Raw genomic sequence first — 13,633 nt, 5'->3', positions numbered from 1 at the left:
GACCGCGATGGACCAGCAAGCATCTTCCCGACTGCGCGTCTTTCTCGCCGACGATCACCCGGTCGTGCTCAGCGGCATGAAAGCCCTGGTCGCTGACGACCCCGGCCTCGAAGTGGTCGGTGAAGCCAACGACGGCCCCAACGCACTGCGTCGCGCCACCGAACTCAAACCCGACGTCGCCGTGCTCGATCTGTCGATGCCCGGCCTCAATGGCATCGAGGTGGCGCGCAAATTTCTCGCCGCCTGCCCGGATTGCCGGGTGCTGGTCCTGACTGTGCACGAAGACGGCGCTTACTTGCGGCAACTGCTCGACCTCGGCGTCGCCGGCTACGTGCTGAAGCGCTCCGCCACCGAGGAACTGATCCGCGGCATCCATGCTGTCGGCACCGGCGGCATCTATCTCGACCCGGCGATCGCCGGGCGGGCGATCGGCCGCGCCACGACGCACCCGCACCACGGCGAAGAGCACAACGCGGTGTCGGAACTGTCGACCCGCGAGATCGAGGTGTTGCGGCTGGCCGCGATCGGCCACAGCAATAAGACCATCGCCGCCAAACTGCAGATCGGCGCCAAGAGCGTCGAAACCTACAAGGCGCGCGGCATGGCGAAGCTCGGCTTCCACAACCGCGTCGAGGTGGTGCGGTTCGCGCTCAGCATGGGCTGGCTGTCCGACCCATAGGCGCCCCCGGCCTCGAGCCGTTGATCCGGTCCGAACGACCCGCTAGCCTGCTCACTGGTTGAGCGAGCAGAACATCCCGCGCGACGGCGCCTTCGACGCCGTCATCCGAACGGGAAGCATGGGGAGGACCGAATGACCGTCGACACGCGGACGCAGAAGCCGCAGGCCACCACCGCTCCGGTTTCCGGCGCCAAAGCCCTCGACGGGCTCCGCGTGCTCGATTTCTCCACCACCATCGCCGGCCCGCATTGCACCCGGATGCTGTCCGACATGGGCGCCGAGGTGATCAAGGTCGAAGCCGCCGACGGCGACACCATGCGCAACCGGCCGCCGGTGCGCGAGGCCTGCAGCACCGCGTTCGGCCAGCTCAACGTCGGCAAGAAGAGCATCGTGCTCGATCTGAAATCGCCGGCCGGGCTCGAAGCGGTGCAGCGGCTGGTCGCCTCCGCCGACGTACTGGTGGAGAATTTCCGCCCCGGCGTGATGCAGCGTCTGCGGATGGACTACGAGTCGCTGCGCAGCTTCAATCCCGAGCTGATCTATTGCTCGATTTCCGGCTACGGCCAGACCGGGCCTTCGGCGGAACTGCCGGCCTACGCGCCTGCGATCCATGCCGCATCGGGCTTCGACATGGCGCATCTCGCCTATCAGCCCGGCCGCGACCGGCCCGATTACTGCGGCATCTATCTGGCGGACGTGGTCAGCGGCATCTACGCCTATGGGGCGATCACCTCGGCGCTGTATCAGCGCACGCGCACCGGCGAGGGCCAGCATATCGACGTCTCGATGCTGGAATCGATGCTGACGCTGACGCTGAACGAGATGCAGTGGTCGCAGTTCCCGGTGACGCTGTCGTCGCGCCCGCAATTCGGGCCGGTCGAAACCTCCAACGGCTATGTCATGATCGCGGTGGCGAGCGAGAAGTCGTTCCGCAGCTTCATGCTTGCGGCCGAGCGCCCCGACCTGATCACCGATCCGCGGTTCGAAAAATACGCCGACCGCCGCCTCAACTGGGGCGAGCTGATGGATACGATCGAAAATTGGTCGCGCAAGCTGACGTCGCAACAATGTCTCGCCGCGCTCGACAAGTTCGGCGTGCCCTGCTCGGCGTATCGCACCGTGGCCGAGGCGATGGCCGATCCGCAGACCGCGCACCGCCAGGCGCTCGCCGAAGTGCACGACGACGCCGGCAGCTTCAAGGTGCTCAATCTGCCGTTCCGGATGTCGGCGGCCAATCCGTCTCCGAACCCGCGCGTGGCGCGGCTCGGCGAGCACACCAAGACGGTCCTGCAGCAAGCCGGCTTTTCCGACGACGAACTTGCGCAGTTCGGCGCACGCTGAGCGCTACGCAGCGCGGCGCAGCCGCACGCGCCAGACGTCGGGCCCCTGCTCGAGATAGCTCCACTCGCAATCCTCACCGTGCACGGCGGCGAAGAACTGTCGCAGCGGCAGCGGATCGTGATCGACCACGATCTGCATCGTCGCGTCGACCGCAAGCTGATCGAACAGCCGCGGAATGATCTCGTGGCGCTGATACGGCGGGATCTCGCGGACATCGAGGACGCGTTCGGCGGTGGCAGCTTCGGTCATGAGTCCTGTCCTGGCTGGGGTTGAAGGTCGGATCGGAACATCGTCAGTGCGGCTTGCCGCGGGCGAGCAGCGTCGGCCCGTAGCCGAGCGCGAAGCCGAGGAAGGCTGTGGCCCAGCCGAGCGCCGCCAAGTGGAGCAACGGATCGCTCCAGTCCGGCAGCAGGGACGCCGCGATCCGCGCGGCCACGGCGAACAGCGCCGCCAGATAGATTCCCTGGGTCGACAGCGAGGCCGTGAGCGGCTGACCGGTGTGGCCGAGCGAGGCACGGGTCATCACCGCGAGCGTCATCACGCCGGCGCCACCGACCATCCAGGCATGGATGCCGGCGCTGGCCGGAATCAGCTCGAACGCTGCCGCCGACGTCAGCAGAAAGCCGAGCGGGACGAAGAAGTAGCCGACGTGCAGCACCAGCAGCAGCTTCTCCTTCACGGTGCGGTCGCCGGCCCAGCGGGCGAGCCGGACGAGATGCAGCACGCCGGCGAGCAGCAACGCGGCGCCGCTGATCCGGCTGACCGGAAGCACGACCCACAGCACCAGCGTCAGCGCGCTGAACGCCACGATCGCCATGTCGACCTTGTTGAATGGCTGCGGCAGGCGGCCGGGCTGCTCGCGCACAAGCCAGTTGCGGGTGAAGCTCGGCGTGACCCGGCCGCCGATCAGCGAGATCAGCAGGATCACCACCGCGATGCCGATGCGAATGCTGTAGTCCGCTGCCCCGCCGACATGCGCCTCGAGATGAAACGCGACATTGCCGGCCAGCAGCAGCGTCAGCAGCGCGACGACATTGAGGTTACGCCAATTGCGACCGGCGATGATCTCGCGCAGCGCGGCGAGCGCCACCAGCACCAGGAAGCTCGCATCGATCAGCAGCGCCGCGAGCCAGCCGGTATCCGCCGAGAAGGTCACGGCCAGCCGGCCGGCCAACCAGACCAGCGCCAGCGTCGCGAGTGGCGCGCCCTGCAGCGGCAGCCGGCCCGTCCAATTTGGAATTGCCGTGAGCAGGAAGCCGGTGATCACCGCCGGCAGGTAGCCGTACAGCATCTCGTGGACGTGCCAATCACGCGGCGCGAACGCGGTCTGCAGTGTCAGTTCGCCGTGATAGACCGGGAGCCACAACAGCACCGCGACCGCCGCGAAAATCGCGCCGAGCAGAAAGAACGGACGGAAGCCGGCCGACAGCACGGTCCAGCCGGCCCGCGGCGAGTATCGTGGCACCGGCTTGCGTTTGGCGGGGCCGGCTGCGGAAGATTGGGTTGTCGTGCTGCTCATTGCGGTCCACCGGGTCTGACGCCGGCGGTGTATTCGCCGGCTTCATCCGGTGTAGGCGGGCGGTTCGCGAGGCTGGTTGTGCCACGACAAACTCGCGAGCGATTTGCAGAGAGCCTGTTTCTGCTGCTCGTCAGGGCAGCGGCGATACGCCGATCACCAGCGGATGCAGCAGCAGCAGCGCGAGCCACGCGGCTAGGCCGATGCCGAACCGCAGCGGGTTGATCCGCCAGGTCTGTGGCCTGAAACGGCCACTGATCAGCGCCGCAAACGGCCAGAACGAGGTCCGCTCCGCCAGCTCGGCCCACCGCTCGGCGCCGAGCTGGCGCCGCTTGCGGCGATCGATGATGACCATCCCGAGCAGCGCGATCAGCGCGAAGAAGCCGAACAACAGCACATGCGCGAGGTCACCGTTCGGCACAACGTGCGCGCCGGCCCACAGGCCGATCGCCCACAGCAGCGGATGCCGGACGATGCCGACCACGCCCGGGTGTCGCGGATCGAAGGACTTGCGCGGATCGCCGCCGAACGACAGCGGATTGGCAGCGCCGATGCCGAACGCCGCAAACTGGCAGGCCAGCGGCAGCGCCAGGTTCGGCAGCCACATCTGCCAGATCTCGAACGGCCATAACTCGACGAACGGCGCCCGCTCGGTGGCGACGATCAGCCAAGTCAGCACGACCAACGACTCGAGGCTGTAGGCGATCAGGAAGCCACGCTCGCCGAGCGCCCCGACCAACCTCGCCCGCACCGCCGGCCGCGCCGGAATCGCGTGGCTGAGCAAGAACACGGCGAAGGCGGCGACGAATTCAGTCCAGCCGGACACGGTCGACCTCACACGTTGGCGTCGCAGTCCGTCACTGCGAGGCGCGAAGCGACGAAGCAATCCAGCGTCGTGCGTGGAAATCTGGATTGCTTCGCTTCGCTCGCAATGACGGAGTGAAGCGAAGACAGGTTATGCGCCAGACATCGCCCGGCTTGCCGACTCCAACGTTGTCGCGCGTCAACCTGCGGCGAACATTGCGCTGAGCGCGGCCTGGGCTTCGTGCTGGATCTGGCTGAGGTGATCGGCGCTGACGAAACTCTCGGCGTAGATCTTGTAGACGTCCTCGGTGCCGGACGGACGCGCCGCGAACCAGCCGTTGGCGGTGGTGACCTTGACGCCGCCGATCGATTGGCCGTTGCCGGGCGCCTTAGTCAGCGTCGCAGTGACCGGCTCGCCGGCGAGCTGCTTGATGCCGAGTTTCTCCGCGGTCAGCGTCTTGAACAGCGCCTTCTGGGCCGGCGACGCCGCCGCATCGATCCGCGCATAGAACGGCGCACCGAGTTCGGCAGTGAGCCGCTGATACAATTCGCCCGGGTCGGCCTTGCTCACCGCGGTGATCTCGGCTGCGAGCAGGCCGAGAATGATGCCGTCCTTGTCGGTGGTCCAGACGCTGCCGTCGCGGCGCAGGAACGAGGCGCCGGCGCTCTCCTCGCCGGCGAAGCCGAAGCTGCCGCCGATCAGACCGTCAACGAACCATTTGAAGCCGACCGGGGTCTCCACCACGTTGCGGCCGATCTTGCCGGCGACGCGATCGATCATCGCGCTCGACACCGCAGTCTTGCCGATCGCAGCCTCGCGGCCCCAATGCGGCCGATGCGCGAACAGATACGCAATCGCCACCGACAAATAATGGTTCGGATTCATCAACCCGCTGGAGCGGGTGACGATGCCGTGGCGGTCGGCATCGGTGTCGTTGGCAAACGCGACATCGAAGTCGTCGCGCATCCCGATCAGACGCGCCATCGCATAAGGCGACGAGCAATCCATCCGGACCTTGCCGTCCCAATCCACGGTCATGAAGCGGAAGGTCGGATCGACTGCGTCGCTGACGAGCTTGGCGTCGAGCTTGTAGCGCTCGATGATCGGCTGCCAGTAGTGCACAGCGGCGCCGCCGAGCGGATCGATCCCGAGCTTCACACCCGAGCTGCGGATCGCCTCCATGTCGACGACATTGGCGAGGTCTTCGACATAGGGCGTGACGTAATCGCGGCGATGCACGCAGCTCGCCTTGCGGGCGCGATCATAGGAGATCCGCTTGACGCCCTTCAGCCCGTTTTCGAGCATCGCGTTGGCGGCCTTCTCCACCGCCGAGGTGATGTCGGTGTCGGCCGGGCCGCCGTTCGGAGGATTGTACTTGAAACCGCCGTCCTCGGGCGGATTGTGCGACGGCGTCACCACCACGCCGTCGGCCAGCCCGTCGGTACGACCGCGATTGTGGGTGAGGATGGCGTGCGAGATCACCGGGGTCGGGGTGTAACCGCCGCGCTCGTCGATCACCACGTCGATCTCGTTGGCGGCGAACACTTCGAGCGCGCTGACCAGCGCCGGCTCGGCCAGCGCATGGGTGTCGATGCCGATATAGAGCGGGCCGGCGATGCCGGCGGCACGGCGATGATCGCACACCGCCTGGCTGACCGCCACGATGTGACTTTCGTTGAAGGCGTTGTTCAGCGACGAGCCGCGATGGCCGGACGTGCCGAACGCTACCCGCTCGGTCGCCACCGCAGGGTCTGGCTTGCCGGCAAAGTACGCCGTGACCAGCCGCGGGACGTTGACCAGACTGTTCGGATCGACGGTCTTACCCGCCAGCGGGCTCACCTTCGCAGCCATCTTGCACTCCATGCCTTCGAACCAGACCTGATCCCTCGCCCGGCGCGGGGCAGCCGTCAAGACGGCATCAGGATGAGCAACCGGATTCGAAATCCGAGCCCGGAACCGTTCGCGAAGGCCATTGTTATTGCCGCAGGTTAGATGACTGGAGGATGAGGCATGACGTTCGGAAAAGGTGCGTTGATGTGGCTGATCGGCGTCCCGCTGCCGATCATTATTCTGCTGGCGTTGTTCTGGCGCTAAGTCCGACGCGGGCAGCACACGGAACAGAAAAGGGCCTCGGCCGTGTCGACGGAGCGAGGCCCTTTTCGCGATCGGGCGTCGATAGCTTCGCCGGGAGACGATGAGTCATGGATCAGTTTCGAGCTTCTCGGCAGAGTGAACTACACGGCGGCGTCGCGCCATGGGCGGCGGGTCTGACACGGCCGATCCGGCAACCACTCGACCGCAACATGGCTGTCGACGTGCTGATCGTCGGCGGCGGCATCACCGGGTCGATGATGGCCGAGCATCTGGCGCGGCAGGATCGCAAGGTCTGCATCATCGATCGCGAACGCCCCGGCTTCGGCAGCACCGCGGCGTCGACGGCGATGCTGGAGTGGGAGATCGACCGATCGTTGACCGAACTGGCGGCGTTCTACGGCTTCGAGCGCGCTGCCGATGTGTACCGGCTCAGCCACGACGCCGTGGCGGGGTTGTATCGGTTGGCGCATTCGCTGCGGCTTCCAAGTGCACTGCGGCCGCGCGACACCGTGTATCTCGCCGCCGGCGATCATGGGGCGAAGGAGCTGCTGGAGGAGCACGAACTTCGCAAACGCGCCGGCTTGCCTGGCGCCTTTCTCGACTTCCGCGAACTGCGGACCGAATACGGCTTCGACCGCGAAGCGGCGATCGTCTCGCCGGGATCTGCCGAGGTCGATCCGCTGTTGCTGTCGCACGCGCTGCTGACCGCCGCCGCTGAGCGCGGCGCGATGCTGTTCGACGCCGAGGCGACCGCCTACGACAGCTTCGGCCGCGGGGTACACGTTGCGACCGACAACGGCTGCTGCATCGAGGCGGCGCATGTCGTCCTGGCGACCGGCTACACCCTCCCTAACATCGTCACATCCGACCTGCACAAGACCGCATCGAGCTGGGTGGTGGCGACACTGCCGCAGCCGCCGGAGCAGTTGTGGCGGGATCGTGCGCTGATCTGGGAGGCCTCGGCCGATTATCTGTACGCGCGCACCACGGCGGACAACCGGATCATTATCGGCGGCGAGGACGACGATGAGGTGATCGACCCGGAGGCGCGCGACGCACTGATGCCGGAGAAAGCGCGAATCCTGCTCGACAAGCTGCATCGGCTGTGGCCGCAGGCGGCAGCGGTTCCGGAATTCGTCTGGTCGGGCGCGTTTTCCACCACGGTGGATGGCTTGCCGCTGATCGGCGAAGTTCCCGGTCAGCCGCGAATTTATGCCGCCTACGGCTATGGCGGCAACGGAATCACATTCAGCTTCATGGCGAGCCGGATGATCGGTCGCCTGATCGATGGCCAGCGACCACCGGGGCTCGAGCACTTCGCACTGGATCGATCGCCGATCTAACCGAGGTCGATCCGAGCGCAGTCGCTACGGCCCCATCGCCCGTGGATCGTTGTACATCCGCTTGATGTCTTTCTGGACGTCCAGGGGACGCAGCTTGCTGACGCTGTCGTCCGACAGGAATTTGTCGAGCGTCGACTGGATCCGCTCCTTCACGCTCTCCGGACCGCGATCGCTCATCTCGGTGTGCTGAGCACCGGTGTCGATGATCTCGATGCCCGCCTCCTTGGCGATCTTCGGATCAGGCAGGACACCCGGATCGGTCTTGAAGTGCGGATCCTTGGAGCGGAACGACAGGATCTTGGCGAAGCCGGACGTGACGAACGGCACCCGCAGATTGTCCAATGTCACCACCCGCCGCACCAGCTCCGGATGCTGCTGGGCAAAGAACATCGAGATGTCGCCACCATTCGAATGCCCGACCAGAGTCAGGTGTCCGTAATCGGCGTTCGGCTCGATCTTCTTCAGTTCCTTGATCGCGAAGAAAATGTTCTGTTCGCCGCGCTCGTACACCGCCAGGCGCCCGACATAGAGCGAGCCGGCAACGGTCATCAGCGGCTTGTCGTCGGGCAGGTCGTGCTGAATGCTCGCCACCAGGTAGCCCCGCGCAGCAAGCACGTTGGCCAGGAACGAGTACTCGGTATTCTTGACGGTGTTGCCATGGCTGACGATGGCGACGGGAAGCGTCACCATGCCGGCTTCAGCCTTCATTTCGGCATCACGCCGCACTGCAAGATCGACGGCGACCGGCCGACCGCGCTCCTGGTCGAAGAACGTCAAGGTCTCGTGCTTGATCGCCCAGTGGCTGAACGTGAAATACGCCGCGATCGCCACCGCGCTCAGCAAAATGAAGATAATCAGTGGTCGCTTCATCGTTGTTCCAGACCCGCCCGCCTTCCTCACCATTTAGCTGGGGCGAGACGATAGCTCGAAAAGACCTAGTTCTGGAATGACACTGGTTAAATTTCGGAAAGTCCCGAGCGGGCTCGGACCAAGGTCGCACGAGCGGCTCACATCAGCATCTCCTGCAGCAGCCGGCTGATCTGCGCGGAGGTATACGGCTTCGGTACGAATTTTCCGCCATCCGGCAAGTCGCTCGGGCCGACACTCACCCGACCAGAGGTGGTCACGATCTTGATCGGCGGCCAGCGCCCGTGCACTGCACGGGCCAGCTTGAGGCCGTCCATCGAGCCGGGAATCTGGATATCGGTGAAGATCAATCGGACGTCGGTCCGCTTTTCGAGGATGGTGATCGCCTCATCTGCCGACCCGGCTTCGAGAACCTCGTACCCCGCAGCTTGAATCATATCGACGGCATTCATGCGCAGGAGCGGTTCGTCTTCGACCACCAGCACGACGGGTCTCCTGCTCACCTTCGCCATCCTCTGTACGCGCTTCGACCATTCATCAAAGACTCAGCCTGCGGATCGTTCCCGTGCTGCGGGATTGTCCCTAGGTAAAATTGTCCAGATTTCTTAGGCGTCGTTAACGACGAGGGACGCGGCGAGGGGCACCTCGGCTGTCTCGTCGCGGGTTGAAAACAACGGATGCGACCCGCCAAAGCTGCCGATCGTAACCTGGTGGGTGACCAGCTCGCCAAAAGGCCCTCCTTCCGACCAAGCGTGCAGGTGGAACGCTCCAGGCTCGGAGCCGAAAGACGGAGCGGCCAGGTCTCTCAGGATGCGCGTCCCTCCATGAGGCGTGGGGCAAATCGTTGCCACCGTGCCGGCGAACGCGGTGGCTGTGGCACGATGCGCATGGCCGGAGGCGACCAGACGAACCCAGGGGTAGCGTTCGACCAGGAGGGCGAACTCGGCAGCGTTTCGCAGGGGCTGCCAGGCCGTCTGGTAGATGCCGGTACGAAACGGGGGATGGTGAAGGAACAGCAGTGCCGGTCGTTGGTCCGACGCCGACAGCACCGTATCCAGCCACAACAAGGTATCGGCGTCGAGCTCGCCATGCGGCTGACCCGGCACGCTGGAATCCAGTAGCACGACATCTATTGCGCCCACCGGGTGGAGCTGATTGAGCGGTCCTTCGTCCGGATACGCGGGCTGCGGAAACGCGCTCCGCATCAGCTCGCGACAGTCGTGACTCCCGGGAAGAGCAACGAACGGAATCTGCAACGGCGCCAGCAGTTCGCTCAGATACGCGTATTCCGCCTTCGTCGGCGTGTCGACCAGATCGCCGGAGACCACCACCAGATCCGGCCGCGGCGCCAGCGCGTTCAACGTCGCAACGCAGCGCGTGATCGCCATCGCTGTATCGGCAGAGCCATCAGCAAAGCCGCTCGGCGTCTTGATGTGCAGATCAGAGATTTGTGCAATCAGGATCGGTTTCGGCGGCATCGTCGGATCTCATGGTTCAGGCTGTGAGGGCGACTTGGAGCACCGCCGGATCGCGCAGGCATCGCCCCGAGCGTCAATGCGATTGCCGCCCCATCGCGACCATTCCGGCCGGTGAGCGCCCCCCAAGACGATCAGAAGTCGCGCTGGATTTTTCGGTGATCGGGCGGCATCTCGCCGCTGCACGTCCTCCCCCTATCGTTGGCCGATGACAGACGTGCGACGGGCAAGAGCTTCGAGGTCTTGGCGCAACTTCTGCGGCAGCACTCGGAACAATCACGCGCGATCGGAATTGGGCAAGAAGTGGCTGCGGCCGGCATTCCGTCGCAAAGACTGGGAGCCGCCAGCCAGCTGATTGCCCGAGCCGCGCGGTGACATCCTCCGACTGCAACGACAGCCGACGATGGTTCGCTTGCGCACTTGAAATCGCAGATTCGCCAATAGCCCGCCGACCGAGCCATCGATCACGGCGGGGGCTTGAGCACAAGAGGAGCAGCCGATGCCAATGTCCGTGAAGAGCAATGCCTGCAGGCCGTGGGACGACGAGCAGGTCGAGCGATTGAAGGAGCTGATCGCGAGCGGGGCATCGGCGGTCCGGGCTGCCGCGGCCTTGAAGCGCGCGCGCTCTTCGGTCCAAGTGAAAGCGCGCAAGCTCGGCATGCCGTTCATGGCAAGCCGCGATGCGAAACGCATTCGGAACGCCAAGATTGCCGAAGCTGAAAGTCGTCTCGCGCGATGAAGTCAGCGCGACGGTATGATTATCCAGAAAACTAATCGCTACTTGCGTGACCGATCGATTTCTGCGGCGCTCTGTCGCAACGGAACATTGCCGCAGCAACACCAACCTACCACCTAATACCTTTCGCCAAATTGCTAATCGGATGAACAACTAACACGCGATATTTTTGCGGCGTGGCTGTGGAAAACAGCACATAATAGGCTGGCTATCGCCGCCATCGAATCAATCTGAAAGGCGCCCGTTCGCGGGCGAAAGGGTCACATAATGCAATACTGGATCATTGCATTCACGGCCGCGCTGGTCGTGGTCATCGGTTATGCAGCCGGCCCCGTTGGGGCTGCGGTGTCGTTGCTCGCCTTCGCGGGCTCACTCTATCTGATGTGGGCGCGGAAGCTCGGCTTCGCCGGCGCCTGGACGCGTTTCGCGCTCGATCGTTTCTCCGCGCCGTTCTGGAAGGGCGAAAACTGGGAGCGCTTCAACGCCATGTTCCACGACGGCGAGAGCGTCGTGAAGGCCGCGACGATTGCTACCGCGCTGGTCGCGCTGGCGCTGATCCTGCCGCCGAGCCAAGTGGCGCTGATCGCCGTCGTCGTCGCCGCGTGGTACGCGTTCGAAGTCTACCGCAGTCATCGTCCCCTGACGCGGCCGACCACCGCGATCGAGTCGAAGTCCGCAACAGACACGGTGATCTACGCGCCGGCGCGCAGCGAAAGCACCACGATGAACTGACCGCCTCGGGCGGATCGTTTAAGCCATCCATCGGGACGTCGGGCGGCGGGGATTTCCCCGCCGCCTTTGTTCTTGCTCGCCGCCCATTCGGCGGCGTGCGCGATGGGGACCGCACTCCGGCCGACGGTGCAGGGCCACAGATCAGCCACGCCAAGCCATCGCCTATATTTTAGGCAGTTTCTGCTTGTTGTATGCAATACGCAATCCTAGGCGAGAGGGCGCGGCACCGCATTCTGCGTTTTTCTCTGCATAATCATATACTTGATCAGCCAAAGAAGGCTGGCATAGCGATTGCAAACGAGTTCCAGCAGTACCGTCTCGTGCTTTGGAGCCCTTTATGAAGCGTCGCGATTTCCTGAAGTCCGCCACCGCCCTCGCCGCCGGCGCAATGGTGCCGGCCCCGGCCATCTGGTCGGCCGCCAAGGCCGATGCACGGTCGGAGAGCCTGCTGGTCGTCTCGGAGAGCGGTCCGAACAATCTCGACATCCACGGCGTCGGCACCAATGTCCCCGGCTATGAAGTGTCTTGGAATTGCTACGATCGCTTGATCACCCACGAAATGAAGGAAGGCCCCGGCGGCGTCCCTTACTACGACAAGGACAAATTCAAGGGCGAACTCGCCGACGACATGGTGATCGGCGACATGTCGGCGACGTTCAAGCTGAAGAAGAACGCCACCTTCCAGGACGGCACCCCGGTCACCGCCAAGGACGTGAAGTGGTCGCTCGACCGCTCGGTCAGCGTCGGCGGCTTCCCGACCTTCCAGATGAGCGCCGGCTCGCTGACCAAGCCCGAGCAATTCGTGATCGTCGACGACCACACCGTGCGGGTCGATTTCCTCAAGAAGGACAGGCTGACGATCCCCGATCTCGCGGTGATCGTGCCCTGCGTCGTCAACTCGGAGCTGGTGAAGAAGCACGCCACCGACAAGGATCCGTGGGGCCTCGAATACACCAAGCAGAACACCGCCGGCTCCGGCGCCTATCGGGTGGTGAAGTGGACCGCCGGCACCGAAGTGATCATGGAGCGCAACGACAAGTGGGTCGGCGGCCCGCTGCCGAAGATCAAGCGCGTGATCTGGCGCATGGTGCCGCAAGCCGGCAACCGGCGGGCGCTGCTGGAGCGCGGCGATGCCGACATCTCCTACGAGCTGCCGAACCAGGACTTCGCCGAGATGAAGCGCGACGGCAAGGTCAACGTGGTGTCGCTGCCGATCTCGAACGGCATCCAGTATCTCGGCATGAACGTCACCCAGCCGCCGTTCAACAATCCGAAGGTGCGCGAAGCGGTGGCCTATGCGGTGCCGTATCAGAAGATCATCGACGCGGTGATGTTCGGCCTCGCCAACCCGATGTTCGGCGCGGCCGCCGACAAGGCGACCGAGGTGAAGTGGCCGCAGCCGACCAAGTACAATACCGACATGGCCAAGGCGAAAGCGCTGATGGCCGAGGCCGGCTACGCCAATGGCTTCGACACCACGCTGTCGTTCGATCTCGGCTTTGCCGGCGTCAACGAGCCGATGTGCATCCTGATCCAGGAGAGCCTGGCGCAGATCGGCATCCGCTGCACCATCAACAAGATTCCGGGCGCCAACTGGCGCACCGAGCTGAACAAGAAGGTGATGCCGCTCTACGTCAACATCTTCTCGGGATGGCTCGATTATCCGGAATACTTCTTCTACTGGTGCTACCACTCCGGCAAGTCGATCTTCAACACCATGGGCTACGACTCGCCCGAGATGGACAAGCTGATCGACAGCTCCCGCGTCGCCGCCGCGACCGGCGACACCGCCACCTACGACAGCGACGTCAAGGGCTTCGTCGATCTCGCCTTCAAGGACATCCCGCGCGTCCCGCTGTACCAGCCCTACCTCAACGTCGCGATGCAGAAGAACGTCTCCGGCTTCGCTTACTGGTTCCACCGCCGTCTCGACTACCGGACGATGGTGAAGGGCTGAGGCTCTTCTCCCTCTCCCGCTTGCGGGAGAGGGCCGGGGTGAAGGCGAAGCAGGCACTGTGCCTGGGGCCCCCACCCCCCCCCCCCCC

The 13,633-nt window shown here is 64.6% G+C and carries 13 protein-coding genes; 5 read left to right on the top strand and 8 right to left on the bottom strand.

Going from position 1 to position 13,633, the window contains the following annotated elements:
• The first annotated feature begins 7 nt into the window (after positions 1-7).
• Both DY468_RS14665 and DY468_RS14660 read left to right on the top strand, forming a co-directional pair.
• Positions 8-679 (top strand): response regulator transcription factor, encoded by a 672-nt coding sequence (locus DY468_RS14665; RefSeq protein ID WP_164605540.1) that lies wholly within the window; start codon positions 8-10, stop codon positions 677-679.
• A gap of 132 nt (positions 680-811) precedes the next feature.
• Complete coding sequence (locus DY468_RS14660) at positions 812-2,020, top strand: CaiB/BaiF CoA transferase family protein (protein WP_164605539.1); 1,209 nt, start codon at positions 812-814, stop codon at positions 2,018-2,020.
• Positions 2,021-2,023: 3 nt separating this feature from the next.
• On the opposite strand, the gene DY468_RS14655 is transcribed toward DY468_RS14660, so the two are convergent.
• From DY468_RS14655 to pgm, 4 genes are all read right to left on the bottom strand, one after another.
• Positions 2,024-2,269 carry a DUF2249 domain-containing protein gene (locus DY468_RS14655; RefSeq protein WP_164605538.1) on the bottom strand — a complete coding sequence of 82 codons (246 nt, stop codon included), beginning with the start codon at positions 2,267-2,269 and terminating at the stop codon, positions 2,024-2,026.
• Between the two features lie 43 nt (positions 2,270-2,312).
• On the bottom strand, positions 2,313-3,539 hold the full coding sequence (locus DY468_RS14650; protein WP_164605537.1) for an NnrS family protein: 1,227 nt from the start codon (positions 3,537-3,539) through the stop codon (positions 2,313-2,315).
• Positions 3,540-3,669: 130 nt separating this feature from the next.
• Positions 3,670-4,362 (bottom strand): NnrU family protein, encoded by a 693-nt coding sequence (locus DY468_RS14645; protein ID WP_164605536.1) that lies wholly within the window; start codon positions 4,360-4,362, stop codon positions 3,670-3,672.
• 177 nt (positions 4,363-4,539) lie between these two features.
• Positions 4,540-6,192 (bottom strand): phosphoglucomutase (alpha-D-glucose-1,6-bisphosphate-dependent), encoded by a 1,653-nt coding sequence (gene pgm, locus DY468_RS14640; RefSeq protein ID WP_164605535.1) that lies wholly within the window; start codon positions 6,190-6,192, stop codon positions 4,540-4,542.
• A gap of 350 nt (positions 6,193-6,542) precedes the next feature.
• Here pgm and DY468_RS14635 point away from each other — a divergent pair, with 350 nt between their 5' ends.
• Positions 6,543-7,778 (top strand): NAD(P)/FAD-dependent oxidoreductase, encoded by a 1,236-nt coding sequence (locus DY468_RS14635; RefSeq protein WP_164605534.1) that lies wholly within the window; start codon positions 6,543-6,545, stop codon positions 7,776-7,778.
• A gap of 24 nt (positions 7,779-7,802) precedes the next feature.
• Here DY468_RS14635 and DY468_RS14630 read toward each other — a convergent pair whose 3' ends face one another.
• The 4 genes from DY468_RS14630 to DY468_RS24625 all read right to left on the bottom strand — a co-directional run bounded on the left by DY468_RS14630 (position 7,803) and on the right by DY468_RS24625 (position 10,813).
• Entirely contained in the window at positions 7,803-8,648 is an 846-nt protein-coding gene (locus DY468_RS14630) for an alpha/beta fold hydrolase (protein ID WP_164605533.1), read from the bottom strand.
• A 137-nt stretch (positions 8,649-8,785) separates the two neighbouring features.
• Positions 8,786-9,157 (bottom strand): response regulator, encoded by a 372-nt coding sequence (locus tag DY468_RS14625; protein ID WP_205512339.1) that lies wholly within the window; start codon positions 9,155-9,157, stop codon positions 8,786-8,788.
• Between the two features lie 93 nt (positions 9,158-9,250).
• Positions 9,251-10,123 carry a phosphodiesterase gene (locus DY468_RS14620; RefSeq protein WP_164605532.1) on the bottom strand — a complete coding sequence of 291 codons (873 nt, stop codon included), beginning with the start codon at positions 10,121-10,123 and terminating at the stop codon, positions 9,251-9,253.
• Positions 10,124-10,396: 273 nt separating this feature from the next.
• Positions 10,397-10,813 (bottom strand): hypothetical protein, encoded by a 417-nt coding sequence (locus tag DY468_RS24625; protein ID WP_205512337.1) that lies wholly within the window; start codon positions 10,811-10,813, stop codon positions 10,397-10,399.
• A gap of 310 nt (positions 10,814-11,123) precedes the next feature.
• Here DY468_RS24625 and DY468_RS14610 point away from each other — a divergent pair, with 310 nt between their 5' ends.
• Both DY468_RS14610 and DY468_RS14605 read left to right on the top strand, forming a co-directional pair.
• Positions 11,124-11,588, top strand: coding sequence for a hypothetical protein (locus DY468_RS14610; protein ID WP_164605530.1), 465 nt, complete (start codon positions 11,124-11,126; stop codon positions 11,586-11,588).
• A 337-nt stretch (positions 11,589-11,925) separates the two neighbouring features.
• The gene (locus DY468_RS14605) at positions 11,926-13,545 is read left to right on the top strand and encodes an ABC transporter substrate-binding protein (RefSeq protein ID WP_164605529.1); all 1,620 of its coding nucleotides are present in this window, start codon (positions 11,926-11,928) and stop codon (positions 13,543-13,545) included.
• The last annotated feature ends 88 nt before the right edge of the window (positions 13,546-13,633 follow it).

Source organism: Rhodopseudomonas sp. BR0M22, from assembly GCF_010907035.1.
Lineage (GTDB): Bacteria > Pseudomonadota > Alphaproteobacteria > Rhizobiales > Xanthobacteraceae > Rhodopseudomonas.
This window is presented reverse-complemented; position numbering and strand designations above follow the sequence as displayed.

Coding starts and splice junctions, on each gene's coding strand:
- DY468_RS14665 (WP_164605540.1), top strand. CDS start 8: ATGGACCAGCAAGCATCTTCCCGACTGCGCGTCTTTCTCGCCGACGAT.
- DY468_RS14660 (WP_164605539.1), top strand. CDS start 812: ATGACCGTCGACACGCGGACGCAGAAGCCGCAGGCCACCACCGCTCCG.
- DY468_RS14655 (WP_164605538.1), bottom strand. CDS start 2,269: ATGACCGAAGCTGCCACCGCCGAACGCGTCCTCGATGTCCGCGAGATC.
- DY468_RS14650 (WP_164605537.1), bottom strand. CDS start 3,539: ATGAGCAGCACGACAACCCAATCTTCCGCAGCCGGCCCCGCCAAACGC.
- pgm (WP_164605535.1), bottom strand. CDS start 6,192: ATGGCTGCGAAGGTGAGCCCGCTGGCGGGTAAGACCGTCGATCCGAAC.
- DY468_RS14635 (WP_164605534.1), top strand. CDS start 6,543: ATGGATCAGTTTCGAGCTTCTCGGCAGAGTGAACTACACGGCGGCGTC.
- DY468_RS14630 (WP_164605533.1), bottom strand. CDS start 8,648: ATGAAGCGACCACTGATTATCTTCATTTTGCTGAGCGCGGTGGCGATC.
- DY468_RS14625 (WP_205512339.1), bottom strand. CDS start 9,157: ATGGCGAAGGTGAGCAGGAGACCCGTCGTGCTGGTGGTCGAAGACGAA.
- DY468_RS14620 (WP_164605532.1), bottom strand. CDS start 10,123: ATGCCGCCGAAACCGATCCTGATTGCACAAATCTCTGATCTGCACATC.
- DY468_RS24625 (WP_205512337.1), bottom strand. CDS start 10,813: ATGCGTTTCGCATCGCGGCTTGCCATGAACGGCATGCCGAGCTTGCGC.
- DY468_RS14610 (WP_164605530.1), top strand. CDS start 11,124: ATGCAATACTGGATCATTGCATTCACGGCCGCGCTGGTCGTGGTCATC.
- DY468_RS14605 (WP_164605529.1), top strand. CDS start 11,926: ATGAAGCGTCGCGATTTCCTGAAGTCCGCCACCGCCCTCGCCGCCGGC.